General features: G+C 39.8%; 25 protein-coding genes. 14 read left to right on the forward strand and 11 right to left on the reverse strand.

Going from position 1 to position 25748, the window contains the following annotated elements; genetic code table 11:
• Nucleotides 1-23: 23 nt before the first annotated feature.
• The 5 genes from B4A24_RS05200 to B4A24_RS05220 all read left to right on the forward strand — a co-directional run bounded on the left by B4A24_RS05200 (nucleotide 24) and on the right by B4A24_RS05220 (nucleotide 5199).
• Nucleotides 24-788, forward strand: a complete 765-nt coding sequence (locus B4A24_RS05200; protein ID WP_293943294.1) for an enoyl-CoA hydratase/isomerase family protein — start codon at nucleotides 24-26, stop codon at nucleotides 786-788.
• Between the two features lie 21 nt (nucleotides 789-809).
• A complete protein-coding gene (locus tag B4A24_RS05205) occupies nucleotides 810-1493 on the forward strand; it encodes a hypothetical protein (RefSeq protein ID WP_293943296.1) in 684 nt (227 codons plus the stop codon).
• 34 nt (nucleotides 1494-1527) lie between these two features.
• Nucleotides 1528-3264 (forward strand): phospho-sugar mutase, encoded by a 1737-nt coding sequence (locus B4A24_RS05210; protein ID WP_293943298.1) that lies wholly within the window; start codon nucleotides 1528-1530, stop codon nucleotides 3262-3264.
• Nucleotides 3265-3807, forward strand: coding sequence for an NUDIX hydrolase (locus B4A24_RS05215; RefSeq protein ID WP_293943300.1), 543 nt, complete (start codon nucleotides 3265-3267; stop codon nucleotides 3805-3807).
• Nucleotides 3808-3885: 78 nt separating this feature from the next.
• Nucleotides 3886-5199 (forward strand): nicotinamide mononucleotide adenylyltransferase, encoded by a 1314-nt coding sequence (locus B4A24_RS05220; protein WP_293943302.1) that lies wholly within the window; start codon nucleotides 3886-3888, stop codon nucleotides 5197-5199.
• Nucleotides 5200-5508: 309 nt separating this feature from the next.
• Here the strand turns inward: B4A24_RS05220 and B4A24_RS05225 are convergent, their stop codons facing one another.
• Nucleotides 5509-6333, reverse strand: a complete 825-nt coding sequence (locus B4A24_RS05225) for an N-acetylmuramoyl-L-alanine amidase (RefSeq protein WP_293943304.1) — start codon at nucleotides 6331-6333, stop codon at nucleotides 5509-5511.
• Nucleotides 6334-6603: 270 nt separating this feature from the next.
• Nucleotides 6604-9477 (reverse strand): aminomethyl-transferring glycine dehydrogenase, encoded by a 2874-nt coding sequence (gene gcvP, locus B4A24_RS05230; protein ID WP_293943306.1) that lies wholly within the window; start codon nucleotides 9475-9477, stop codon nucleotides 6604-6606.
• 533 nt (nucleotides 9478-10010) lie between these two features.
• On the opposite strand from gcvP, the gene ctlX reads away from it, so the two are divergent.
• Nucleotides 10011-10964: a citrulline utilization hydrolase CtlX gene (gene ctlX, locus B4A24_RS05235; protein WP_293943308.1), complete on the forward strand. Its 954-nt coding sequence runs from the start codon at nucleotides 10011-10013 to the stop codon at nucleotides 10962-10964.
• A gap of 204 nt (nucleotides 10965-11168) precedes the next feature.
• Here ctlX and B4A24_RS05240 read toward each other — a convergent pair whose 3' ends face one another.
• From B4A24_RS05240 to rpmB, 7 genes are all read right to left on the reverse strand, one after another.
• The gene (locus B4A24_RS05240) at nucleotides 11169-14348 is read right to left on the reverse strand and encodes a TonB-dependent receptor (RefSeq protein WP_293943310.1); all 3180 of its coding nucleotides are present in this window, start codon (nucleotides 14346-14348) and stop codon (nucleotides 11169-11171) included.
• A 175-nt stretch (nucleotides 14349-14523) separates the two neighbouring features.
• Entirely contained in the window at nucleotides 14524-16113 is a 1590-nt protein-coding gene (bshC, locus tag B4A24_RS05245) for a bacillithiol biosynthesis cysteine-adding enzyme BshC (protein ID WP_293943311.1), read from the reverse strand.
• Between the two features lie 320 nt (nucleotides 16114-16433).
• Nucleotides 16434-17771 (reverse strand): 30S ribosomal protein S12 methylthiotransferase RimO, encoded by a 1338-nt coding sequence (gene rimO, locus B4A24_RS05250; RefSeq protein WP_172392573.1) that lies wholly within the window; start codon nucleotides 17769-17771, stop codon nucleotides 16434-16436.
• Between the two features lie 147 nt (nucleotides 17772-17918).
• A complete protein-coding gene (ftsY, locus tag B4A24_RS05255; RefSeq protein WP_293943313.1) occupies nucleotides 17919-18881 on the reverse strand; it encodes a signal recognition particle-docking protein FtsY in 963 nt (320 codons plus the stop codon).
• A gap of 134 nt (nucleotides 18882-19015) precedes the next feature.
• Nucleotides 19016-19183, reverse strand: coding sequence for a DUF4295 domain-containing protein (locus tag B4A24_RS05260; RefSeq protein ID WP_104384714.1), 168 nt, complete (start codon nucleotides 19181-19183; stop codon nucleotides 19016-19018).
• Nucleotides 19184-19236: 53 nt separating this feature from the next.
• Entirely contained in the window at nucleotides 19237-19419 is a 183-nt protein-coding gene (rpmG, locus tag B4A24_RS05265; protein ID WP_002998409.1) for a 50S ribosomal protein L33, read from the reverse strand.
• Nucleotides 19420-19497: 78 nt separating this feature from the next.
• Complete coding sequence (gene rpmB, locus B4A24_RS05270) at nucleotides 19498-19731, reverse strand: 50S ribosomal protein L28 (RefSeq protein ID WP_046672597.1); 234 nt, start codon at nucleotides 19729-19731, stop codon at nucleotides 19498-19500.
• 218 nt (nucleotides 19732-19949) lie between these two features.
• Here rpmB and B4A24_RS05275 point away from each other — a divergent pair, with 218 nt between their 5' ends.
• From B4A24_RS05275 to B4A24_RS05285, 3 genes are all read left to right on the forward strand, one after another.
• On the forward strand, nucleotides 19950-20216 hold the full coding sequence (locus B4A24_RS05275; protein ID WP_293943316.1) for a signal peptidase: 267 nt from the start codon (nucleotides 19950-19952) through the stop codon (nucleotides 20214-20216).
• Nucleotides 20200-20922 (forward strand): DNA repair protein RecO, encoded by a 723-nt coding sequence (gene recO, locus B4A24_RS05280; RefSeq protein ID WP_293943318.1) that lies wholly within the window; start codon nucleotides 20200-20202, stop codon nucleotides 20920-20922. The genes B4A24_RS05275 and recO overlap by 17 nt, the downstream gene beginning before the upstream one ends.
• Nucleotides 20923-21184: 262 nt before the next feature.
• Nucleotides 21185-21718, forward strand: a complete 534-nt coding sequence (locus B4A24_RS05285) for a DUF805 domain-containing protein (protein ID WP_293943320.1) — start codon at nucleotides 21185-21187, stop codon at nucleotides 21716-21718.
• Between the two features lie 97 nt (nucleotides 21719-21815).
• Here the strand turns inward: B4A24_RS05285 and B4A24_RS05290 are convergent, their stop codons facing one another.
• The gene (locus tag B4A24_RS05290; RefSeq protein WP_108635502.1) at nucleotides 21816-22013 is read right to left on the reverse strand and encodes a quinol oxidase subunit 4; all 198 of its coding nucleotides are present in this window, start codon (nucleotides 22011-22013) and stop codon (nucleotides 21816-21818) included.
• A gap of 112 nt (nucleotides 22014-22125) precedes the next feature.
• On the reverse strand, nucleotides 22126-22317 hold the full coding sequence (locus tag B4A24_RS05295) for a cold-shock protein (RefSeq protein ID WP_104384719.1): 192 nt from the start codon (nucleotides 22315-22317) through the stop codon (nucleotides 22126-22128).
• Between the two features lie 163 nt (nucleotides 22318-22480).
• Between B4A24_RS05295 and B4A24_RS05300 the strand changes: the two genes are divergently transcribed.
• The 5 genes from B4A24_RS05300 to B4A24_RS05320 all read left to right on the forward strand — a co-directional run bounded on the left by B4A24_RS05300 (nucleotide 22481) and on the right by B4A24_RS05320 (nucleotide 25716).
• A complete protein-coding gene (locus B4A24_RS05300) occupies nucleotides 22481-23197 on the forward strand; it encodes an SIMPL domain-containing protein (protein WP_293943324.1) in 717 nt (238 codons plus the stop codon).
• Nucleotides 23198-23199: 2 nt separating this feature from the next.
• Entirely contained in the window at nucleotides 23200-23697 is a 498-nt protein-coding gene (locus tag B4A24_RS05305) for a DUF4112 domain-containing protein (RefSeq protein ID WP_293943326.1), read from the forward strand.
• A gap of 144 nt (nucleotides 23698-23841) precedes the next feature.
• Nucleotides 23842-24210, forward strand: coding sequence for a hypothetical protein (locus tag B4A24_RS05310; RefSeq protein ID WP_293943328.1), 369 nt, complete (start codon nucleotides 23842-23844; stop codon nucleotides 24208-24210).
• Nucleotide 24211: 1 nt separating this feature from the next.
• Nucleotides 24212-24898: a pseudouridine synthase gene (locus tag B4A24_RS05315; protein WP_108635382.1), complete on the forward strand. Its 687-nt coding sequence runs from the start codon at nucleotides 24212-24214 to the stop codon at nucleotides 24896-24898.
• Nucleotides 24895-25716, forward strand: a complete 822-nt coding sequence (locus B4A24_RS05320) for a DUF6929 family protein (RefSeq protein ID WP_293943332.1) — start codon at nucleotides 24895-24897, stop codon at nucleotides 25714-25716. Before B4A24_RS05315 ends, B4A24_RS05320 begins: the two co-directional genes overlap by 4 nt.
• Nucleotides 25717-25748 lie beyond the last annotated feature (32 nt).

Raw genomic sequence — 25748 nt, forward strand, 5'->3', positions numbered from 1 at the left:
TTATACATTTAAATAAACTCATTATGGAGCATATCAAAACCCAAGTAGAAGACCATATTTTAAGCATTTTTCTGGATCGGGGAAAATCAAACGCCATCGATACGCTATTACTGAAAGAGCTGATAGAGACGTTGGAGATAAGTAGGGAAAACGACACCGTTCACGGTGCAATTCTGATTGGTAAAGAGAACTTTTTCAGCGCAGGGCTTGATCTCATCACCTTATTTGGCTATAATGAGGATCAAATCAGGGAATTTTGGAATCTCTTTTTGGAGGCAACCTCGCTATTGGCGTCATTTCCAAAACCGATCGCAGCGGCCATATCTGGTCATAGTCCTGCCGGAGGCTGCGTATTTGCTTTGTGCTGCGATTATAGAATCATGGCGGAAGGTAATTTTGTCATCGGGCTCAATGAAATACCAGTTGGGTTAATTGTTCCCGAAAGTATTTTTCAACTGTATGCTTTTTGGATTGGAAAACGGACTGCGTATCAGAACCTTCTTGAAGGAAAATTGCTCACGCCGAATGAAGCAAAAGCACAAGGTTTAGTGGATGATGTCGTTCCGGCGAACATGCTTTTTAATACCGCAGCAAAGAAAATAAAACAGATCTCACAGTTTAATCAAAAGACCTGGCAAACCTCCAAACTGAATTTCAGAAAAGAAATAATTCTTAAATTGCGCGAAAATAGAGAAGAAACAATTCAAGGAATTCTTGAACAATGGTGGCTGCCATCGACAAGGTCAATATTAAAGTCGATCATCGATAACCTGACCTCAAAAAAATAGTATTAAATAAATAAAAACAACATGAGAAATCTCTTTTTCTTTGTTCTGATCTGTATCTCGATAGGTGTATTCTCCTGTAGAAACAATAAAAAGGAAGACAAGGCCGTGAAAATTGTCCAAGATTCTATCCCCTTAGATACGATAAGCAAACCCGACACACTCGAAAAGGAAGTCAAAAAAGAGGATACAGAAACATTAGAACAAGTTTTGGAAAAAATAGCCAAAGCGTATATTGATCAAGACAGCAAAACAATCAATAATTATATACACCCCAAATTAGGGATCTATATCATCTATCGTCCCGGGGCATTGGATTCGTATGTACATCAAAATAATTTCAACTTTTCCAAACCGGTGCCAGAGTATCATTCGTATGAAAAACTGAGTTACAAAGGACCTTTAAAAACTGGGAAACTTCCTGTTTTTGACTGCGGCACAATGAAATGGGATAAGCTCGGTTTTTTTTATGACAAGAAATCCCGCCCAAATGAACTGTCACAAACAGCCAAGTTTATGAATGAGATTTTAGACGCAAAAATTACGGGTAACGAATTACAACGATTAAGAAATATAGAAGTCAGGAGTTATCGCGCGATAATGACCTCCAATGAAAGCGAAGAACCATTTGTCTTTCACGTTACAAAAGAAGGAGAAAAATGGTACATCACAGTCATTGATCGTGCATATGCGGGTTGCGATGCCTAAAAGATTTTTTTACATTTAGCCATATTTAATGATAATGGGAAATTTAGATAAAGACATACAAAAGAAAATCGACGATTGGTTAACCTCAAATTATGATGAGGAAACAAGAGATGCTGTTCAGAAATTAATAGATGAGCAGGCCGAGACGGAGCTGATTGATTCATTCTACAAGGATCTCGAGTTTGGAACTGGAGGATTAAGAGGGATTATGGGGGTAGGCTCCAATCGCATGAATAAATACACGATTGGAAAAGCAACTCAGGGATTATCAAACTACCTAATCAAACAGTTTCCCAACCAGGAAATAAAGGTAGCAGTCTCTTACGATAGCCGTAACAATTCCCAATCTTTTGGTCACCTTGTAGCCCAGGTATTTGCTGCCAATGGTATCAGGGTTTATCTCTTTGACGAATTACGTCCTACACCAATGCTTTCTTTTGCAATCCGCCATTTTGGTTGCCAAAGCGGGGTCATGTTGACAGCTTCACATAACCCGAAGGAATACAATGGTTATAAAGCCTATTGGAACGACGGCTCACAATTGACTGCCCCACATGATGAAAATGTAATCGATGAGGTCAATGCAATCACCTCCGTAAAGGATATCCAGTTTGAAGGAAATAGCCAAAATATTATCCCTGTCGGTGAAGAAATTGACCAGATTTATATTGATGCCAATAAGGCATTGAGCATACATCCCGAAGCTGTTCGGGCGCAGAAAGATTTAAAAATAGTCTATTCTCCGATCCATGGCACTGGAATTACAATCGTACCCAAAATGCTCGCATCATGGGGTTTTGAAAACGTTACGGTAGTTACAGAACAGGCAACACCGGATGGAAATTTCCCAACGGTCATCTATCCAAATCCGGAGGAGGAAGACGCAATGGCCTTAGCGAAGAAAAAAGGTGAAGAGATTGACGCGGATCTCGTTTTGGCGACTGACCCCGATGCGGACCGTGTCGGAATCGCCGTCAAAAACAACCACGGCCAATTTCAGTTACTCAATGGCAATCAGATCGGCAGTCTGTTGATCTACTATGTCTTAAGTGCAAAGAGTGATCTAAAACAATTGGGACACAACCCTTACATCGTTAAAACGATTGTAACCAGCAACCTTCAGGCGGATATTGCCGAACATTACCATGTAGCGCACTATGAAACCCTCACTGGCTTTAAATATATCGGCGAGTTAATCACTAAATTAGGTGATTCAGCACAATATCTTGCCGGTGGAGAGGAAAGCTACGGCTACCTGGTCGGTGACCTGGTCAGAGATAAAGATGCGCCTAATTCCTGTGCTTTCCTGGCAGAAATGACTGCATATTTTAAGTCAAAAGGCAAGACTGTCTATGAGGTTTTATTGGAGATCTATCAAGAATTTGGCTGCTATCAGGAAAAACTGATCTCCTTAACGAAAAAAGGAAAAGCCGGAGCCGAGGAAATACAGGCCATGATGACTGGACTGCGCCAAAATCTACCCACGACACTTGGGGGAATCGAAGTTAAGGAAATTCGGGACTATCAACTTTCCCAAACTACTGACATGAAGACAGGAAGTAAGAAAGAGATTACACTTCCAAAGTCGGATGTCTTGCAATTCATCACGACGGATGGCGACGTGATCTCGGCAAGACCTTCAGGTACGGAACCCAAAATCAAATTTTATTGCTCCGTTAAGGGAATACTTCAGGACAAAAAGGACTATCCAAGCCTTCAACACCTACTGGCAGAAAAAGTAGACCGTATGATGAAAGATATTGTTGGTTAAATGGAAAAGTGGAAACTACTATCTTCTGAATATATCTGCAGAGAACCCTGGGCGACTTTACGCCGGGATACGTGTGAACTGCCCGATGGGCGCATCAACGACCATTATTACGTGCTGGAATATCCAGATTGGGTCAACATGGTCGGGATTACAGCGCAAAACGAATTATTGGTGATCAAGCAATACCGTCATGGAGCAGGGATCCTTTCTTTGGAAATTCCGGCGGGCACAATGGAACCTGGTGAAAACCCCCAAGATGCCGCAGTACGGGAAATGCTCGAAGAAACAGGATATCAGTTTGAAAAAATTGAAGAAATCGCTACGCTCTATGCCAATCCGGCAACAAGTGGTAATATTACGTATACCTATCTCATGACGGGAGGACAGAAAGTTCAGGAACAGGAACTGGATGAACACGAAGAGATTGACGTCTTCCTAATACCACTTGAGGAAGCAAAAACGATGCTACTGGAAAACAAATTTAGCCAGGCTTTGCATAGCAGTGCATTATTCTATGCTTTTAATAAATTAGGCTTGTTTTAAAACAAGCCTAATTTTATTCTGTTTTTTCCTTTCATACTTTAATTTTCACTAGACTTTTGATTTTTGTACCTTTGTGCCATGGCAAGAGAAATTTTTGAAACTAAGCGAAAGGCCCTGAAAATAAATCTAAACCCAGAGATTTACGGAACCTTCGCCGAGATCGGTGCTGGACAGGAAGTCGCACGTAACTTTTTCAATGCAGGAGCTGCATCAGGCACAATTGCGAAAACGATGTCAGCTTATGACATGGCATTCAGTGACGCCATATATGGTGAAGAAGAAGACGGCAGATACGTCAGCAGAACCCGTTTACAGAAGATGCTCTCCCATGAATTTAACTTGCTGACGCAACGGTTACATGGCGACAAGTATTGCAACAAAAAATTCTTTGCCTTTGCGGACACGGTTACCACGCTGAATTTTACCAAAACCAATGAGCCTCACGGCTGGATCGGTCTTCGGTTTCAACACGAGGTCGGTGGCCCTACAAATGACATTATCGTCCATGTCAGACTCCTGGACAGTGACAACCAGCTTCAACAGAAAGTATTGGGTATTATTGGTGTAAACCTGTTGTTTGCTGCATATTACTACGCAGAAAATGTACAGACAATGATTGAATCCCTGGTTGATAATTTGTCGATAGGATCTGTCGAAATTGATCTGGTCAAACTAAACGGTCCTTTGTTCGAAAATGTCAATCAACGCCTGATCAACTTATATCTTATTGCCAAAGGGTTTGCAAAAGCCGCTATTTTCCAGCCGGACGGTAAAGCGGTACAGATCAAGGATTATTTATATAAAAAGAATATCATCTTACTTCGTACAAAATACCGTCAGAAATCACTTCCTAACTTTGACTTATTTAACCTTGCCGTCGAGCAGTTTAAGAAAAATACAGGCGCTACTGATGAAGACACCATTGTTTTGATCGAGGTTTTGATGGGGAATGTGCTAGAGGATACGCATGAAATTACAGATGAAGATCTACAAGAATTCGCATCAAGAGCAGATGAGCTATGTGCAACAGGCAATAATATTATCGTCAGCAACTTCCGTAGAAATAATCATCTCGCTGAGTTTATAAGCAACTTTAGACCTAAGAATATCGGAATTGCGACAAACGTTTATAACTTAAAGAACATATTCAATTCGGACAACTATAATAAAGAACTCTATACCAATGAGCTATTATCGTACATATCCGGTATGTTCAACAAAAATGTAAAGCTTTATGCTTATCCTTATCTATTGAAAAAGGAAAATAAAATCATCACCACACAGAATATGCCGGTTTCGGAAGAGGCACAGCCTCTCTTCGAATTCCTGATCAAAAACGGATATATTATTGATATTGAAAATTACGACGAGAAATTTGTAAAAACCGTATAATATACGCTTCGTTAAAATTTACTTTATTATATAGTCCAATTTAACCAAATTGGACTATATTTATTTCCAGTCCTCATGAAGCCACAAAATGTTATACTAGTCGATGCGAATGATACCGTCACTGGACGAATGGAGAAATAGGCAGTCAAAAAATAATGCAGAGGAAAAGGATCAAATGGTCATAATATAATGGTCACACACAACCGATAGCACAATAACAAAAGCCCCTCCAACCTGCTTATCCAGCACATAAAAAAGAGCAATTCTGTCACAAATTGCTCCTTTCGTTCTATATTGTCTAGAAAAACACTATAAGTACTTTTTGTAAATGGAATACATAATCTTTAAATCATTTTCACCCAAAAATGCTGTATTCACATCCTGTTGGATATAGTGAATCTTAAATGCCTTTATTGCCGCATCCAGGTTACTGACATCATAGCCAATAATACGTAACGCCATTTTGGGGTTAAAGTCAACAGGAGGTGTTTCCAAAAATTCTTCATACCAATAGCCAAATCCCTGATCGGCCAGCTTTTTCCAAGGGAATCGTGACGGATCATTTTTACGTGTAGGGGCAAGATCCATATGACCGATGAAATTTGCCTGCGGAATCTTATAAGTATTCTTTAGATAAGTCAATAGTTGTGTCAACGCATTTATCTGAGCATCCGTCCAAGGATCTGTTGTCCCATTATTATCCAGTTCAATACCTATGGACGAAGAGTTCAGGTCGGTATCGTTTCCCCATTTACCCAGACCAGCATGATGCGCACGGTACAGATCATTCACCATCTGCACAACCTTACCGTCCCTACCGACAACATAATGTGAACTTACACCTGCTTTTGCGGAATGAAAGGTACGAATGGTCTGTCCCAGAGAATCCTGGGCAGTGTGATGGATAACCACAAAATTAGGCTTCCGGATACCAAAATTTATGGAGGCAATCCACTGCTGATCTTTGACATTTACTTTTTCCAGCTGTCCGGTTACGGGAGAGGCGCGATATAAATTAGAAAACTCCTTCGCTTGATTCTTATATACTTTCTCGGTCTTCGCATATTTATTGCCCGCACAAGATGTAATCAATGCCGCAGCAATAAAAAGATTGAATATTGATGTTATCTTCATATCGAAATGTTTCAACACAAATATACTTCCAAAATACCATATCAGGAGGATTGTAGCTTAAATTGATACAATAACTTTCTTCTGAATTGATTTCAGTTGAATTATCAATTAATCTTGGATTATTTCCCCCTAAAATGATCTGATTATAAGAAAAAAAAGATGCGAAGGTATATTTATAGAGAACTGTATAATCGATTGCGATAATATTTATGAATTAAATAAAAAGCCTCCGTAATACGGAGGCTTTATTATTATATTTTTTTAAGACTGTTACGCCTCAGCATATTCCTCGATCGAAGGACATGAGCAAATCAATGTACGGTCTCCCTGAGAATCGTTTACACGACCTACTGAAGGCCAGAACTTACGCTCTCTCACATATTCCAAAGGATAAGCGGCCGTTTGGCGACTGTAAGGTCTATCCCACTCATCTGCGGTAACCACTGCCGCTGTATGCGGAGCATGCTTCAATACGTTATTTGCCTGTTCCGCTTCTCCAGCCTCAACTGCAGCAATTTCCTGACGAATAGCAACTAATGCATCACAGAAACGATCCAATTCAGCTTTTGATTCAGACTCCGTCGGCTCAACCATCAATGTACCTGCGACAGGGAAAGAAACTGTTGGCGCATGGAAACCGTAGTCCATCAAACGTTTCGCGATATCAGCAACTTCGATACCTACATTTTTGAAACCACGGCAATCAAGGATCATCTCGTGTGCACAACGTCCATTGCTACCTGAATAAAGTACTGGATAAGCATTTTCCAAACGCGCCTTAATATAGTTTGCATTTAGAATTGCCGTGCGTGTAGCATTGGTCAGGCCTTCACCACCCATCATCGAAATATAGGCATGGGAAATGATCAAGATTGATGCTGAACCAAATGGCGCAGCAGAAACTGCCGTAATTCCTTCTTCTCCGGATGTTGAAACAACTTGGTGATTAGGCAAGAAAGGCACTAGGTGTTTAGCAACGCCGATCGGTCCCATACCCGGACCACCACCACCATGAGGGATACAGAATGTTTTATGCAAGTTTAAGTGACAGACGTCAGCACCAATGTGGCCCGGACTAGTCAAACCTACCTGTGCGTTCATATTTGCTCCGTCCATATATACCTGACCGCCATTAGCATGGATGATTTCACAAACTTCAATGATAGATTCCTCAAACACACCGTGTGTAGATGGATAAGTCACCATTAAAGAGTTCAGATGAGCAGCATGCTCTTCCGCTTTTGCTCTTAAATCTGGAATATCAATGTTTCCAAGTTCATCACATTTTACCACGACCACTTTCAAACCAGCCATTGAAGCCGATGCAGGGTTAGTACCATGTGCAGAAGCTGGAATCAGACAGATGTTACGTCCGTGATCGCCACGGCTCTCATGATAAGCACGGATAACCATTAGACCCGCGTATTCACCCTGTGCTCCTGAATTCGGCTGGAAGCTCATTTTAGCAAAACCTGTGATCTCAGACAACCAATCGTTCAATTCACCGATCATCTGCATATAACCTGAAGTTTGGTCTGCTGGTGCAAATGGGTGTAATCCACCAAATCGCGCCCAGGTAACAGGGGTCATTTCAGCTGTGGCATTTAATTTCATGGTACATGAACCCAATGGGATCATCGAATGGCAAAGCGATAAATCTTTTGCTTCCAATGATTTAATATAGCGTAACATTTCGTGTTCAGAATGGTAGCTATTAAAATTTGGATGAGTTAAGTACGCTGAGGTGCGAACCAATTCAGCAGGGATAGAAGAACCTAAGTTTTCTTCTAAGGTATCGAAATCTACATCGTTCAATGTTTTGCCCTGAATTTTTGCAAACACTTTTACGATTGTTTTGATATCTTCATAAGTTGTTGTCTCATCGATAGCAATGGAAACCTGTGAACCGTTGTAGTAGAAGTTCAACTCATTGTTCAACGCTTCAGATTTTAATGCGCCCGCATGTGCACCTAAATCCACACGTAGGGTATCAAAGTACGCTTTATTCAATTGGGCATAACCCAATGATTGTAATACTTGATCCAATAAACTTGCTAAAGCATTGATACGGGATGCAATATTTTTAATTCCTTGGGGACCATGGTAAACAGCGTAGAAAGAGGCCATAATAGCCAATAAAGCCTGCGCCGTACAGATATTGGAAGAAGCTTTATCACGACGGATATGTTGCTCACGTGTCTGTAAAGCCATACGTAAGGCATACTTTCCATTGGAATCAGAAGTTACACCAATGATACGTCCGGGAATATTACGTTTGAAGCTATCACGTGTAGCGAAGAATGCCGCGTGCGGACCTCCGAATCCCATCGGCACACCAAAACGTTGTGAGTTACCGACAACAACATCTGCCCCCCATTCTCCCGGAGGAGTCAACAGCGCCAAGCTCATTAGATCAGCAGCAGCACATACCGTCATATTTTTACCGTGTGCAGCGTCAGCAAATGATTTGTAATCAACGATTGAACCATCTGCTGCTGGATATTGTACGAATGCAGCAAAAACGTCGTCTGTCAATTCCGAGTCTTGAATAGCTGTGATTTTTAGCTCGATACCGAAAGATAACGCACGCGTTTTCAATACATCTATCGTCTGTGGATACGCATTTTCAGAAACCAAGAATACATTTGCTTCTTTGTTTTTACGCGCTGAGTAAAGCATAAACATAGCTTCAGCCGCAGCCGTGGCTTCATCCAATAATGAAGCGTTTGCAATTTCCAATCCAGTAAAATCAGAAATAACTGTCTGGAAGTTTAACAGTGCCTGTAAACGACCTTGTGCAATTTCCGCCTGGTAAGGAGTATATTGCGTATACCATCCCGGATTTTCAAACACATTACGTTGAATTACACCCGGAAGGATCACGTCATAGTATCCTTGACCAATAAAAGATTTAAAAACTTTATTTTTCTCTGCGATTTCCGCTATCCGCTTTAAATAGGCAACCTCAGACAATGCTTTTGGAAGATTTAAAGGTTTTGGAGCACGGATTTGAGAAGGGACCGTTTGGTCGATTAGCTGGTCAATTGACGTTACGCCCAATTTGGCCAACATTTCATTCGCTTCAACTGGACTTGGGCCATTGTGGCGACTTTCGAATTTTTCTTGGAAGTGTATATTGCTCATGTGTGCAAAAAGTTAACGCTTATAGACAGTTAGCGACATACTAATTAGGTAATTAACTCTCTTATAAACAGTCGTTTTTTGGATGAGCAAAGATAGCAAAATAAATGACTGAAAACGAAGCAAAAAAGTGTATAAAAAGTCAGTTTTAACAACGGGCAGATGTGCAATCGATTGTCCTATATGCGATAAAATTCAAATAAAAACAAACAACCAAAGTTCGTGTTGAAAATATACCAACCAAATCAAAGATAACTTAACAGAATAATAAAAAACAAAAGATTTTGCTGTTATTTTTCAACCCCCATTTTTTCTTTTTGAAGATATTCTTTTTGCAATGGCGCCGATTTTTCAATACATTAGTATAAGTACCAATTGTAAAGTGATTTCTGACACTGGTCAATGATTCAAAGAGATTTGCAGCATTGCTAAAAAATCGAAAAGAGAAATCGTGCTTTTACTGCAATGGAACTCGTACAAACAAGAATATCATTCTTTTTAACAAATATAAACCAGCGAAGTAACGATTATAAATCATGAGAAAACAGGTAACAGACAGTGTACTCCTAGTAAGACCCTCTGTCTTCCGCAAAAATGAGCAAACCGCAGTCAATAATTTTTTCCAAAAGGACATTGAAAACTTAAGCGGTGAAGATGTAAATAGGGAGGCACAAAGTGAATTTGATGCCCTTGTCAATGAATTGAAATCACACGGCATTCTAGTGACGGTCATTCAAGATGATGAAAAATCAGAAAGTCCAGACAGTATATTTCCGAACAATATTGTCTCTTTCCATCAGGACGGAAAAATTATCTTTTATCCGATGTTTGCCCCAAACCGTCGAAAAGAGCATTTATTGGATTTTGAGGGCCCATTGAAACAAAACGGTTACTATGTAAAGTTGATTAAAGACTTAAGTGAGGCCGAAAATAACAGACAATATTTAGAAGGGACCGGGGCCCTTGTACTAGACCGAACACACCGTATTGCTTATTGTGCGCTGTCGGAACGCGCGGACCGCACCATGTTGGACGAATACTGCAGAACGGAAAATTACACCCCGATCGTCTTTCATGCATTTCAGACAGTCAATGGCCAACGCAGACCTATCTATCATACCAATGTGGTATTGGCGGTAGGAGAAGATTTTGCAATCTTATGTCCGGCTGCGATTGACAATCAATCCGAACGGGAGGAATTGTTCAAGAAATTAAAAGAAACTGGAAAAGAAATCATCGAGATAAACGAAAACCAACTGGAAAATTTTGCGGCAAACTGTCTCCAGGTCAGAAATAAATACGGAAACCGTTTTATCGTATTAAGCGATAAAGCATTATCCTCATTGACCCTTTATCAAACGGCACAATTGGAAAAGCATGGAAAAATCATCCATCAGGATTTACATGTTATTGAAACCTGTGGCGGAGGTAGTGTCCGCCATATGATGGCGGAAGTATTCCTTCCAAAAGAAAAAGTGATGAATGCTTAGGGCATTCATCACTTTTTGAAACTCAAATTCCATCAGGTCAATACAGCTATTGAATCTCTTTTAGTTAACTAATTTTTTATTGACTTTTCTCATATCTGAACCGATACGACATCAGACATTTGCCCCTTAATTGTTATTTTTGATTCAATTTCAAAAGGACACAGCTATCTGATTAAATAGCCATGTCCCGCTTTTCTAAAACGTTTAAAAAGAATAACGTAGTCCCAGCTGGAATTGGTATGGATTGCCGGAGGGAGTAACGATACCTGAATTGTTTACATTGTAATTAAACTGCTGCTTCGCAACATCAAAAGGGATCAGCTTTTCCCCGGCAGCATCTTTCCCGCCTAAAGCATACAGATTTTGATTGCCTAGAGACTCATTTATACCCCAAGTTTTCTTAAATAAGTTGGCAACGTTGAAAAGGTCCCCTGATATTTCAAGAGCATGGTTCTTATATAAATTGAATTTTTTAGCAATTCGTAGGTCAATCAAACCATAAAAACCATTCACCCCACCATTACGTTCTGCTATTTTACCCTGATATTTCTTGATATAATCTTTAAGACTCTGACTCGCTTCTGGGTTATTCAACAGATTGTTGAGTCCGGTAACCAGCTGTTTTGAAGTATTCGGGTTATTCGGGTCAAAGATAAAGGCCAAATCATTATCCCCGGCGACAAAGTCTCCATTGATGTTACCGCCTGCGAGTAAACTATACCGTGTCCCGCCGATACCTGAGTAGCGAACGCCGACACTAACCCCGTAAAATGTGGGCAAAGTTCCGTAAATAACAATCTTATTACGGAATTGATTGTTCGAATAGCTCATTTTGCTCAAATCGCGAGGATCATCTTTCACCGCTAGGGATAAGGTAGCCGTATTGGCCACATTCCCGTTGAAGGAAGTATTGTCCTTTGCATCGTTCCAGGTATAACTAACCGAGATCGTTCCATCCTTGTAATACTGATAGCTTGCATCCAGGACGACAGCAAACTGATTGACTTTACCCTCAGAATTCAATTCCAAAACTCGGCCAAATTTATCTGAAATCCGTCCTTTTTTCCAATCCGGAGCTCCATCAACGATGGATGCCGCAGGAACGAATACGCCTCTATTATCCTCATTAGCCAATCTAAAGAAAGGATCCTGTACCATATTTCGATCTACGTACATATAGTTATTGCGTCCCAAATTCATATATCCCGAAACGCTCGCTTTTAATTTTTCTGTAAAAAAGTGTGTATAAGATACATTGGCTTTATACACGACCGGGATTTTGGCATCGGGACCATACGTATTGATGGTCGGGACCTGAAACTGGGCCAAAGTGGGTATGGATGATGGATCGTTTCTATAGCCGACAAAATTTGGTGTAGGTACATCAGCACCGCGAACATCAACAGTAGCAAAATGCTTCCCATCAAAAGTCAGGTTATTGATCGTCATATAATTATTGATATCCGAGGCAAAAATACCCCCGCCCACACGGAAAAAGTCTTTACGCTCCTCATTCACATCCCAGGTCATCTGAAAACGCGGTTGTACCACAAAAGACTTGAGTTTATGATCTGTACGGACACCGACTTCTCTTAACAATTCTTCATTCAGAGGAGAGGTAGGATAATGTCCGTAATCCAATCGTAAACCGGCGACCAGGTCCAATCCCTGCGTTAGCTTGGTTTGCAATTGTCCATACACACCGGCGTTGAATATCTTACCGACCACTGCCGGATCACTCATCAAAGGAACTTCACGATAGTAAGCGTATGGCTTCATGTCGTCAAAGTTCTGCATAGCCGTTTTTCCATCACTTGGTCTAAAATGGAAGCGACCGTTGACCTCACTTCCGTAAATGGAATTTGCATGGGTATACATCAGGTCCACACCAAAGGTATAATTGATATTGTCGGTGCTGTAATAGATATTATCGACAAGCTGAAATACATTATTTTTAAAGGATTCCTGCGCAAAACGATGTCCGCCCAATTGCAATGTGGTCTTTTTATCTTCCCCGGCAACTTTGGAGACTGCATCTTCTACAATTGCACGTGGAATATTCTGACCGGGTAAAAGGTCTCCCGGACTACTTTTCTGATAGGTATAGAGATGTTGTACTTTTAACTCATTGGTTACCCTAGGGGAAATGGTGGTACGCAAAGTTGCCAATAGGCTATTGTCAATATTCTTATCATTCCCGTAAGATTCATATAAAGTAATTGGCTTGTTGTCTTGTAGCCCCAGCTTATTGTTGTCACTTGTAAAGTTATTACGGATTGTCAATAAGTTATTATCATTGATTTGCCAGTCAATACGCCCAAAAATCGCATCGGAGCCTCTTTTCTTGTCAAAAGCACCATATTGGCGTTCGTTTCCCAATCCGTACTTTTTCCGCCCGATATTGACAAATTCATCCAATGTCTCGTTTGTAACATTAAATCTTTTTTCATCGGCTTCAGAGTTGATATCCGCAATAATCAAGGGACGGGAGTCTTGCTGATGATCCCAGGCAACAAAATAATGGAGTTTGTCTTTTATAATGGGACCACCCAAAGTAAAGCCATATTGATAAGTGGAAAAATCGTTGCTTCGTTTGTTTCCCCGAATATCGTATGGACTCGACAACCAGTCTGCTCGCGAATATAACCAGGCACTGCCCTGAGTTTTATTTGTACCTTGTTTCGTCACCGCACTGACTGTTCCGCCCCCTGCCCTGCCATAGGTTACATCATATTGGTTGGTCACGACTTTAAACTCCCGAACTGCTTCAATAGAGATCGAAAAAGGAGCACCACTCCGGCTTGTTGTCGAACCCGCAGAAGTCGGGTTTTTTGCGTTCATACCATCAATTGTAAAATTGGTAGAAGAGCCGAGCTGACCACCGATATTATCGCCCTTGCTCAATGGGGATAGATCCATTAACGAAGTAAAATTACGGCCATTGACGGGTAGTTTCGCAATATCCCGGGCTGTAACCGCTGTTGCAGCACCGAAGTTCTCTATTTTATTCTTGAGGGTGCTTACACCAGTCAACTCAACTGTTTCCAGTACATTTGAAGCATTCTGAATCGGAATGTTTAACCGGATCATATCCCCTTGGTTTAGCGTAAAGCCGGAACGAACCTGCTCTCCGTAACCTACATAAGTCACTTTAATGATGTACGGGCCTCCCAATGGAAGCTCCTTGAAATTGAAATCGCCATTGGCATTGGTAGATGTTTTGGTGGTAAAACCAGTCGATTCGTTACGAACCTCTACTGAAGCTCCATGAACCCCTTTGTTATTCTCGTCCGTAATTTTTCCGGAAAATCCTGCCTGGGTTGTTTGCGCATACAAACCTGTTCCTATCGCAATGGCACAAGTCGTAAGTAATATTTCTTTCATTTAGTTGTTGGTTGTGATATGGCAACAAAACTACTTCGACAGTATTAACAGAAGCTAAACGAAATATTATGAAATTATAAACAAAAGATCACAAAACATAATAAGGAAAAATAACGAAGTAAAAAGCAAAGACAAGAGAGGATTAATCATAAAAAAAGTCAGTAAAATACTGACTTTAATATAAGATTGTAAATTTAAAATCCAGGGGATTAAAGTACTTATAAAGATCTCTAAAGAGGTTATCACCATATTTTACATACAACAAGGCAAAGTTTTCCGATCGCTCCTGTAGTCCCCCTCCGGGAAAGAGCTTTTCTTTTACATTGTCTATATCTGCCAATGCATGCTCATGGTTTCGTTTTTCTGCTTTCATCAACTTTTTTTCCAGGTTGTTCATCGCCTTTTTCAAGCGAGCTTTTATCGCCTCGGTGCTGGGTCCCAGACTCGGATCAATTTTGTGTGTACGTAATCTTATCTTTCCAAAGATCGCATTCAGTTCCATCCATTCATCATTAAGGTTTAATCTTTCCTTGGTATGACGACGCACATATTCCTTCTTCAAAACCTCTGCTGGCCGGAAGATACTTTTGAAGGTTAGATCAACACGGAAAAGCTTCGCGGCCACATTATCTTCGGTAATCATTGCTGAATTTCGAGGAATCAGGATGGGGAAGTCTATTTGGTACTGATCAAAATTAGATTTCAGTTGCATCCAATAGACCATTTCAGCACCACCACCGATATAGGCTAAATTAGGAAGGATAATTTCCTGATACATTGGACGCATTACCACATTGGGACTAAAACGCTCAGGATAGGCATCTATTTCTTTTTCCAGCTCTTCCTTGGTAAAATATATATTTTGATGCAGCACCTCATATCGGCCGTCTGCAGTCAGAACCAAGCGTTCTCTAAATTCATCGGTCAGATAAAAGAAGTTGATCTCCCGCGCATGCACCTGTGTGGAAAAACCCTTTGATTCTAGTTCTTTCGACCTGTCCGTGATCGCTCTAAAGCTATTTTCGGATAAAATATCCGTTTTGATAATAGGTTTAAATAACTCCTTCAGTTCTTTATCATCGGCATCAATAATCAAAAGACCATAGGCTTTAAAAAGTTCGTTCACCATATAACGTGTCGCTTCAGCCAACCTCGTGTGCTTCAGGTATGCTTGTTCCACAATACCCGTGAGCTTGGCTGAATTGTCCGAAAGACCAAGGATATTGGTGTACTGCTTTACTGCATCGACAATTGAAGCTGTATCCATACGCCCTGTAGCCGATACCGCAGGTATTTCCCAGGCAATTTTCTTTCCGTAGACTTTTGTATGATTAATTTCTTCAAAATCATGGTCTTCAGTAGCCATCCAATATACCGGGATAAAGTTTTTGTCCGGATGTCTGGCACGCAGGTCCTCTGACAGACGTATTGCGGTCATGATCTTAAATATAAAGTATAAGGGTCCTGTAAAGATATTCAACTGATGCCCCGTAGTAATCGTATACGTATTCTCCTGTAACAACAAATCTATATTTTCAGCTACAATCGGGGAATCGTTCAGCAGTGCAGCATATTGAGCTTTAAGGCGCTCCACCAGGATAGCACGGTGATCAAAAGGCTTCTTTTCCTGCAATTGCTTCGCAAATCCGTCAAACGTGGGCCAATGACCGACAAATGGTTTCAGCATCTCGTCATGAGCCAGATAGGCCAGCAATGTTTTGGAAAAACTATTTGTCTCACTGTATTCAATATAAGTTGCTTTCATATATGCTTATTGTACGATATACAAATGTATTTAGTTTGGGCAGACAAAATAATGATTTTTAATAAAAAGCTCATCCCACTTTTAAATTATATCATTCAATTGACAAATGTTCAAATAAAACCCTCATACTTTCGCAGGCACAGCGACATAAATCCAAAGAAGGTTCTCCCTGACCAATAACCGAGCCTAGCGAACTCATTGATGCCCCAATGAAAAATTACGAGTCAATAAAAAACAGACTATTCAAAAAAAGAGCCTCCCTTGTATTTCGGGAGGCTCTTCCTTATATTCTTAATGAAATTTATCGGTCAAATTGCGTCTTATTTTTTGACAATTTCGCCATAGAGATCGAAATCCTCCGCACGATCTATTTTTATCTGAACAAAATCGCCGATCCGCGCATAGGAATCAGCTGCCGAAATCAAGACCTCATTGTCCACTTCCGGAGAATCATATTCTGTCCGTCCGATAAAATAATCTCCATCCACACGATCAACCAGCACTTTATAGGTATTACCGACTTTCGATTGATTAATCTCATAAGAAATGCCTTGTTGAACCTCCATGATAGCCTCAACTCGTTCTTCTTTTATTTCTTGTGGAACATTATCCTCCAAGGTATGGGCATGGGTCTTTTCCTCATGGGAATAGGTAAAACAGCCCAAACGGTCAAAACGAGTTTCCTCCACCCATTCCAACATCTCTTGAAAATCCTGCTCGGTCTCGTCGGGGTATCCGCAGATTAATGTCGTACGCAACGCGATATCAGGCACTTTGTCCCGGATCGCATTGACAAGGTCGATCTGTTTCTGTTTGGTTGTCCCTCTACGCATAGACTTCAACATCGGATCGGAAATATGCTGTAACGGCATATCCAAATAATTACAGATGTTAGAACGCTCGTTCATTGCATCCAAAATATCCATTGGAAAACCAGAAGGGTAAGCATATTGTAAACGAATCCACTCAATGCCGTCCACATCTGATAAATGACGCATCAGGTCTGAAAGATTACGTTTCCCATAGATATCTAATCCATAATAGGTTAAATCTTGCGCTATTAAAATTAATTCTTTGGTTCCATTTGATGCCAAAAATTTCGCTTCCTTAACCAAGTCATCAATTGATTTGGAAACATGCTTACCACGCATTAATGGTATTGCACAGAATGAACATGGGCGGTTACAACCTTCCGCGATCTTAAAATACGAAAAGTGTGATGGCGTAGTCAATAAACGCTCACCGAGCAATTCATGGCGATAGTCAGCTCCGATAGAGGATAGTAAGTCTGGCAAATCATTTGTCCCAAAATAAGCGTCCACACTAGGGATTTCAGCTTGTAGTTCGGGTTTATAACGTTCAGAAAGGCATCCTGTGACAATTACTTTATTGATCTTGCCTTGGTCCTTTAATTCTGAATATTGTAATATTGTATCAATAGATTCCTGCTTAGCATTGTCAATAAAGCCACAGGTATTGATGACAACAATATCATTCGCCTGGATATTGGAGGCTTCATGAACTACCTCCATCTGATTACCTTTCAACTGGCCCATCAGCACTTCACTATCGTGAATATTTTTCGAACAGCCCAAAGTAACGACGTTGACACGTGGTTTATTGATCAGTGGGACAGGTTTCGTGTATTTTGTCTTCATATGATTAGAAGGGTTTGTCTAGAAACAAAAAGGAACTCCTGACTAAGGAAACAAGGTCTTAAACATGTCCATCTATTTCCTCAATCTGATTAATCATCATGCATAGCAAAGAATGACAACCTTATTTCTGACAATAATTTTAATTTTCTATTTGAAAAGGGAGTCTACAAATTCCTTTTTATTAAATAATTGGAGATCGCCTATTTTTTCGCCTACACCGATGTATTTCACTGGAATTTTGAACTGATCGGATATCCCTATAACAACACCGCCTTTGGCTGTTCCATCCAATTTCGTCAGTGCCAATGCGTTTACATCAGTCGCCTGGGTAAATTGCGTACATTGTTCTATGGCATTTTGACCTGTAGAAGCATCTAAGACCAATAAAATTTCATGCGGAGCGCCGGGAACGACTTTTTGCATGACGTTTTTAATCTTGGTCAATTCATTCATTAGACCAACCTTATTATGTAGACGGCCTGCCGTATCAATAATACAGACATCGTCCCCATTTGCAACAGCAGACTTAACCGTATCGTAAGCGACCGAAGCGGGATCTGAACCCATTGCCTGTGCCACAACGCGCACTCCAACACGCTCGCCCCATAACTTAAGCTGATCTACAGCCGCAGCGCGAAATGTATCTGCTGCACCTAACACGACTTTACTTCCAGCTTGCTTGAGCTGATGGGCAAGTTTGCCTATTGTTGTCGTCTTACCAACGCCATTCACTCCGACGACCATAATGACATAAGGTTTATGATCTCCGTAATTGAAGTTTTCAAAATCTGAGCTGTTATTTTCGGCAAGTAAGGTCTGAATCTCTTCTTTTAGTAAATTGTTTAGCTCTGAAGTAGAGACGTATTTATCTCGGGCAACACGCGCTTGTATGCGGTCTATGATTTTTAAAGTCGTCGTAACCCCTACATCAGAAGTAACCAAAACTTCTTCCAAATTATCAAGCACATCGTCATCCACAGTAGATTTACCCACTACAGCTTTCGTTATCTTGGAAAGAAATCCTTCTTTGGTTTTTTCCAAACCCTTGTCTAAGGCTTGCTCTTCTTCTTGTGTTTGCGGCTTTTTCTTAAAAAAATCAAATAATCCCATGGAGTGTTTAGTGAAAATTGATGTCCAAATATAAACAAATGTCCTCAACAAAAAAAGCCCTTTCGGTAGGATACCAAAACGGCTATTTTTATCGAATTCTTTTTAAAGAAAAACTTTAAAAAAGGAAAATGCTACTAGTTATTTTTTTGAGCTTCTGCAAGGACGTCTTTCACTTTATCGTTGTGAACCATACCTTCTTTGAAAGTATACGCGCCAGTTTTTGCAGATTTAGTAGTAACAATAACCTTTGTAAATTCTTTACCGCCACCTTTTTGTAACGATGCAACTGCTTTCTTTGCCATGGTATTTAAATATTTTTACTCAGCCCTCTATTGCAAGTGCTAAGATGGGTGAATTACTTAATTTCTTTATGAACAGTAACTTTTCTCAATACTGGATTGAATTTTTTTAGCTCTAAACGCTCAGTTGTGTTCTTTTTGTTTTTAGTAGTGATGTAACGAGACATTCCCGGAAGACCACTTTCTTTGTGTTCAGTACATTCTAAGATAACTTGTACTCTATTTCCTTTTTTAGCCATTGTTTTACTTTATTTTGAATCCTAAATATAGGATTCAAATTCATGAATAATCTTAATGTAACAGGCGATAAATCAATATTAAATTGATCCTTTAACGATAAATTTATTGATCGCAGCTGTAATACCGTTCTTGTTGATAGTTTTGATAGCAGAAGTAGATACTTTCAACGTAATCCAACGATCTTCTTCTGGAATGTAAAAACGTTTAGTTTGTAAATTTGGATAGAATTTACGTTTAGTTTTAACGTTTGAGTGAGAAACGTTATTTCCTGTTAACGCCGCTTTGCCTGTTAAATCACAAATTCTTGACATGATATTATCTTTTTTGTTGTCTTTATTACAATATGTTAATCCTTTGCACTCTCTGCAAAGAGTTTGCAAATATCTATATTTTTTTTTAGATAAGCAACAACATTATAGGAATTATTTTAAAAAATAGTTCTGCACAGAAAGGGTATGAGCAAAAATAAAGCATTTTATTGTATTATATTTGCTCTGTAAACAAAAATAGTTTTCAACAATTCACATTTATGAATAAATATCTTCGCAAGGGCTTAAGAGAAATAATCATCGGTGTGTTATTCGTCGTCCTGGGTTATTACCTCATGGAACAACGATCCAATTGGTACAAATTGGCGATGATCATCGGCGTTATTACATTCGGTATTGGTTTCCTCACATTAATCTATCGAATGATTCGAAAAGTGGACCGCGATGCAATTATTGAAATGCGCGAAGAGGCTCATAAGGAGGAAATTCATAAAAAAGAAAAGGAAGGGGATGCTGAACAAAACTAGAGGTATCGTCTTAAAAACAACGAATTATTCGGAAAGCAGCCTCGTTGCACAGATATACACCGAATCTTTTGGTATGCAATCGTACCTCATTGCCGGCGCACGTAAGCCAAAGGCTAAAATCAAAGCCAATATCTTACAACCGTTGCATCTACTTGAAATTATTGCAACTCATAAGGATAACGGATCATTACAACGTATTTCCGAAGCCCGACAAACACCGGTATTACAGGAAATACCTTACGATATTATAAAAAGCTCGCTTGCCCTGTTCTTAAATGAAATCCTGTACAAAATATTGAAAGAACAGGAAAGTGATCCTTATTTATTTGAATTCATCCATCAGTCTGTCCGATGGTTAGATGAAACTCATTTAAATCTCGCCAATTTTCATCTGTTATTTCTAATCAAACTGACTCGCTTTCTAGGGTTTTACCCAACGGTTTCCAAACGAGCTCTTCCTTATTTTAACCTACATGAAGCAACGTTTTCAAATCTACTTCCGGAACATCCATTCGTCCTTCAGGAACCCCACACATCAATTTTTCGGAGCCTAACCGAAGCTGAATATTCAAATTGTGACCGTATCAGAATGTCAAGTACAGACAGGCAATTTTTATTGGAAAAACTACTCGATTTCTACCGCCTTCACCGCACAAATTTTAGGGAAATAAAATCGTTGTATATATTGGAGGAAATCTTTCGGTAGTATCACATTGCCGCCATTTTAAGTTCTGTACCGGCAAAATATAAATGTATCACTCCGGAGCAATAGTAGGTATACCGTCAACAACCTGTAAATGAACAACTAAGCTCAGACCTCTTTTTATACTAGGATTAAATTGTTTACATTAGCATTGCCATATTAATTGTTCCATCAGATAATTCTTGGTACATTTATTGTAACAAAATCATTTAAATTACATTTGATTTACTAACACATATTTTTCACCTAAAAATCTTAAAATTATATGGAAATTAAAGATTGGTTTTTAAAAGTTGTAAGAGATAACTATGCAAACTTTAATGGACGTGCCCGTCGGAAAGAGTACTGGATGTTTTTTCTGGCAAATCTTCTCATCGGGGTCGTATTCGGTATACTAGGCCAAATCGCAAGTTTATTTTCTTATATCTCTGGTCTAATAAGTTTAGCATTGCTTATTCCGGGCATTGCTGTTGCTGTACGGAGACTACATGATACGAATAAATCTGGCTGGTTTTTATTATTGGCACTTATACCATTTGTCAATTTATACTTGATTTATTTATTGGTTATAGAAGGCGATAAAGGCCCCAATCAATATGGACCTGATCCAAAAGCTGAGGAAAATGGGATAAATCACCCATTCAATCAACCACAAGATCCATTTGGCTCTACACAATCGAAGGACCCATTTGGAAGTTCACAGCCAACACAAAATACGGGGAACAATGATCCGTTTGGAAATTCACAAACGCCTCCTGCATCTTCAACACCTCCTGCAGATAAAGATCCATTTGCATAGGTCGTTCTAACGGAACAAAAAAGAGCTTTCATTAAAATGAAAGCTCTTTTTTGTCTTGCGATTGCGAAATTTTCAGCGAAAGTGAAATTCAGCGAGATCAATGTCTATGTTTCTTTTTCTTCTGTTGTCCCGGAGCAAAATCTTTAGCTGATTGTTCTCCATAATATTTTTTTGCCTGACCTGGAGGCATACCTTTTGGTCCACGCCCATGTCTATGCCCATGATGGGTGGAATAACATGCGGACATTGAAATTGCCATCACCACAGAAAGGATTACTATTAAAGTACGTTTCATGTTAAACATCTATTTGAAACATTTATGCAATTATCAGTCCAAATTTTATTTCAATAAAAAAGCCCATGCTTATCGCATGGGCCTTTTCACAATAAATATATCTTGAATCTAATTAGATAACTCTTACATTTACCGCATTAAGACCTTTACGGCCTTGTTCAACTTCGTAAGATACATTGTCATTCTCACGAACTTTGTCAATTAATCCAGAAACGTGAACAAAAATCTCGCTCTCGCCTGAATTAGGGATGATGAAACCGAAACCTTTGGTCTCATTAAAGAATTTTACTTTACCTTCTTGCATGGCACTATTTTATTAATTTCCCTAAAGGTATAGAAATAAAATCAAAAATCTTAACGTTTTTATTTTTTTTATCCGTTAAACTATTTTGTCTACTTTGGCTCCAATCTTGTAGCAATGCGATAATAGCAATCGTATTATTATAATAACTTTAAGATAGTAAAACATGAAAAAAATATTATTAGGACTGACTTTTTTAGGTTTGATGACAACACTAAATGCTCAACAAATGGTAAATAAAGAATTTGTATCCACAGTGGGTCGCGCAGAGGAAGAAGTAACCCCGGACATCATCTATATAGATGTTACACTGAAGGAATTTTATGACAATGGAAACACCAAGAAAAAGGTTGCCATAGACAAGTTAGAAAAAGACCTGTTTGATTCAGCAACGAAAGCCGGTGTTAAAAAAGAAGATTTTACGATCCAGAATATCTGGAGCTACAATACACCGGAAAAAAAGAAAAAGGATACCGATATTCTGCTTTCTAGACAATACCGCATTAAGGTCACTAACCTAAATAATTTAGACCAATTGTTGGACGGTGTTGATAGAGCAGGCATTCAGAACACTTACATCAGTGAATACGATTACTCGAAGAAAAAAGAGCTCGAAAAGACCTTAAAAACGAAAGCAGTATTAGATGCCAAAGCCAACGCGCAGATTCTCGCTGAAGCAGCTGGACAAAAAATTGGTAAGGCTATCGTGCTTTCTGAGACTCCGCAGCAGATTATCTTTGGTGTTCAACCCGTTATGCGTAATGCAATGTATAAAGGAGCCATGGCTGAATCGGCAGACGACGCCAGTGGAAGCGGTCTTGACCTTAATATCAGACCAATGAAAGTAACAAGTGAAATCAGCGCTTCATTTGAGTTATTATAATCATGCAGAGGGAATTATCTCCAGAAGATAAAAAGAAACAAATAGACCAAGATTTCGGTTGGATCAACCGAATATCTTGGTTAATGGATAATCAATTCAAGATTGGCAACTTCCGGTTCGGACTGGATCCAATTTTGAATTTGATTCCCTTAGGCGGAGCTATTGCCGGTTTCGGTACATCACTTGTCCTGGTCATCGCCATGTGGCGGAATGGGGCAAGTCCTAAATTAGTGATCCGTATGCTGCTTAATATCAGCCTTGATGCGATCTTAGGAAGCATCCCTTTCCTTGGTAATATTTTCGACTTTTACAGCAAAGCCAATGAAAAGAACATCAAACTGCTGCGTGAGCACTATTACGAGGGCCGGCACAAAGGTTCGGGCATCGGTATTATCCTAACAATCGTATTGATCCTATTTATCTTAATAACTGCTACTTGTTACCTGATCTGGACTTTCTTTTCCTGGGCATTTTCGCTGTTAAATGGAATTTCTTTCTAAGATCCACCCTTTTCACACCGTTTTCCTTCGCTGCACAGCCTCGATATAAAAACAATTGTGCATATCTAATATCTATTTAATAATTTTGATAGCGGTAGATCCAGTTGTGACACGGTCTCTCAACACTAATTTAAGCATTAAAAAATGAGCAAAAAAAGAATATTTGCCCTGCTTCTGATTGTCATCATGCTGGCGGCTATACTGACAAACCCGAGCAAAGAGGAACATGAAAAAATTGTCCGTGCAAAGGCTGAGCAATTACTAAAAAGTCAACTTCATGCAAAAGACCAGGCTTTTTTCGGATTGGGAATGCAACTTTTCGGCAACAAATTAGTAGACGATTTTGTCCAGAATTCCGTTGTTATAGACAATTATTATCTTTTTTCCCTTACCAAGATCAAATGGCAAGGCACAGAACAGATTATCGGTGGTGGCGCGTTTAAACAGATTTGGCTGAGCCCCAAGATTGATGAAAAAGCAGATGAAATTATTGCTGCATTGAAAAAAATCTAATATGTCCTTAGAAATTCTTTACGAAGATGAATCCATTGTGGCGATCAATAAGCCGCATGGTCTTTTGGTACATCGTTCATCCATTGCGCGTGACACATCCGAATTTGCCCTTCAACTACTACGTGACCAGCTGGGCAAAACCGTATACCCTGCTCATCGCCTGGACCGTAAAACTGGCGGGGTTCTTTTGTTTTCGCTGAACAAAGAAACGGATCAATACCTACAAAAAAGCTTTCAGGAACATCAAATTGATAAAAAATACCTTGCCGTGCTCCGAGGATTTGCGCCTGAGGAAGGGGTTATCGACTATCCTTTGAAAAAGGAAAATGGCACATTACAAGATGCACAGACATCGTTCCGATTATTAGCAAAGAGTGAACTCGATATCCCTTTCGGGAAATTTCCAACGTCAAGGTACAGTCTTGTTGAAGCCAATCCACTTACAGGTCGCATGCATCAATTACGGCGTCACTTTGCGCATATCTTTTACCCCATTATCGGCGATCGTCCGCATGGCTGCAATAAACAAAACAAATTCTGGAAAGAGAACTACCAGATGGATACCATGCTATTGCATGCTTCGGAAGTGACCTTCAAACACCCTTTGTCGGGCGAGACCATCCATGTAACCGCTCCGGTCCAATCCGATTTCCAGAAAGTACTTGGAATCTTAAACATACACGAATGATGTTAAAATTAATTCTCGAAGCATTTATTAGCATATCTGGTATCACGGCGGCATCTGGTATTGTCTACCATAATGATGAGCTTCATATTGTCTCGGACAACAGCAATTACCTGTATAGCTACAACCTCGCTCAGCAACGCTTATCCAAAACAGCCTTATTGGAAGCTGAGCCCATGGAAAACATCAGCAAAGCGAATAAAATGGATCTTGAATCCATTACTTTCGATGGCAACCGTTACTACCTCTATGGATCGGGATCCACTGAAAAAAGAAACAATCGTTTTATTTGGGATGGAAAAGAGGTTGTAAAGGAAGACTACAGCAAAATCTACGCGCATTTAATGCAGAAATTTAAGATCAGTAAAGATGACTTTAACATCGAGGGGGTGGTTCATATTGATGACCGGATATTGTTGTTTAATCGGGGCAATGGCCCACAAGGAATCAATGCAATTTTAGAATACAATGGTAAAGCTGAAGATAAATCGCGGTGTATTCCAGTCGAATTACCGACGATAAAGGGAATCAGCACCGGTTTTTCGGATGCCGCACTGGTCGGTGAAGACATTTATTTCATCGCGACCGCGGAGGATGCGAAATCGACCTATCTTGACGGCGAGATCGCTGGGTCATTACTTGGAAAAATATCCGCTGATCTGTCTTCCGGGCCGGAAGTATTCCAGATCCCCGGAAATCATAAATTTGAGGGCATTACCTTCAAGGAGAAAACTGATAAGGGTTTAATTTTCCTGCTATGCGAAGATACGGATACAGAAGACGCTGAACTGACTGTTTATTCGTTGAATGTAACGAATTAAATCGTTTGTTCTAAAATAGATTCAAAGCTAGG

The organism is Sphingobacterium sp. UBA7249, from assembly GCF_002472835.1.
Taxonomy (GTDB): domain Bacteria; phylum Bacteroidota; class Bacteroidia; order Sphingobacteriales; family Sphingobacteriaceae; genus Sphingobacterium; species Sphingobacterium prati.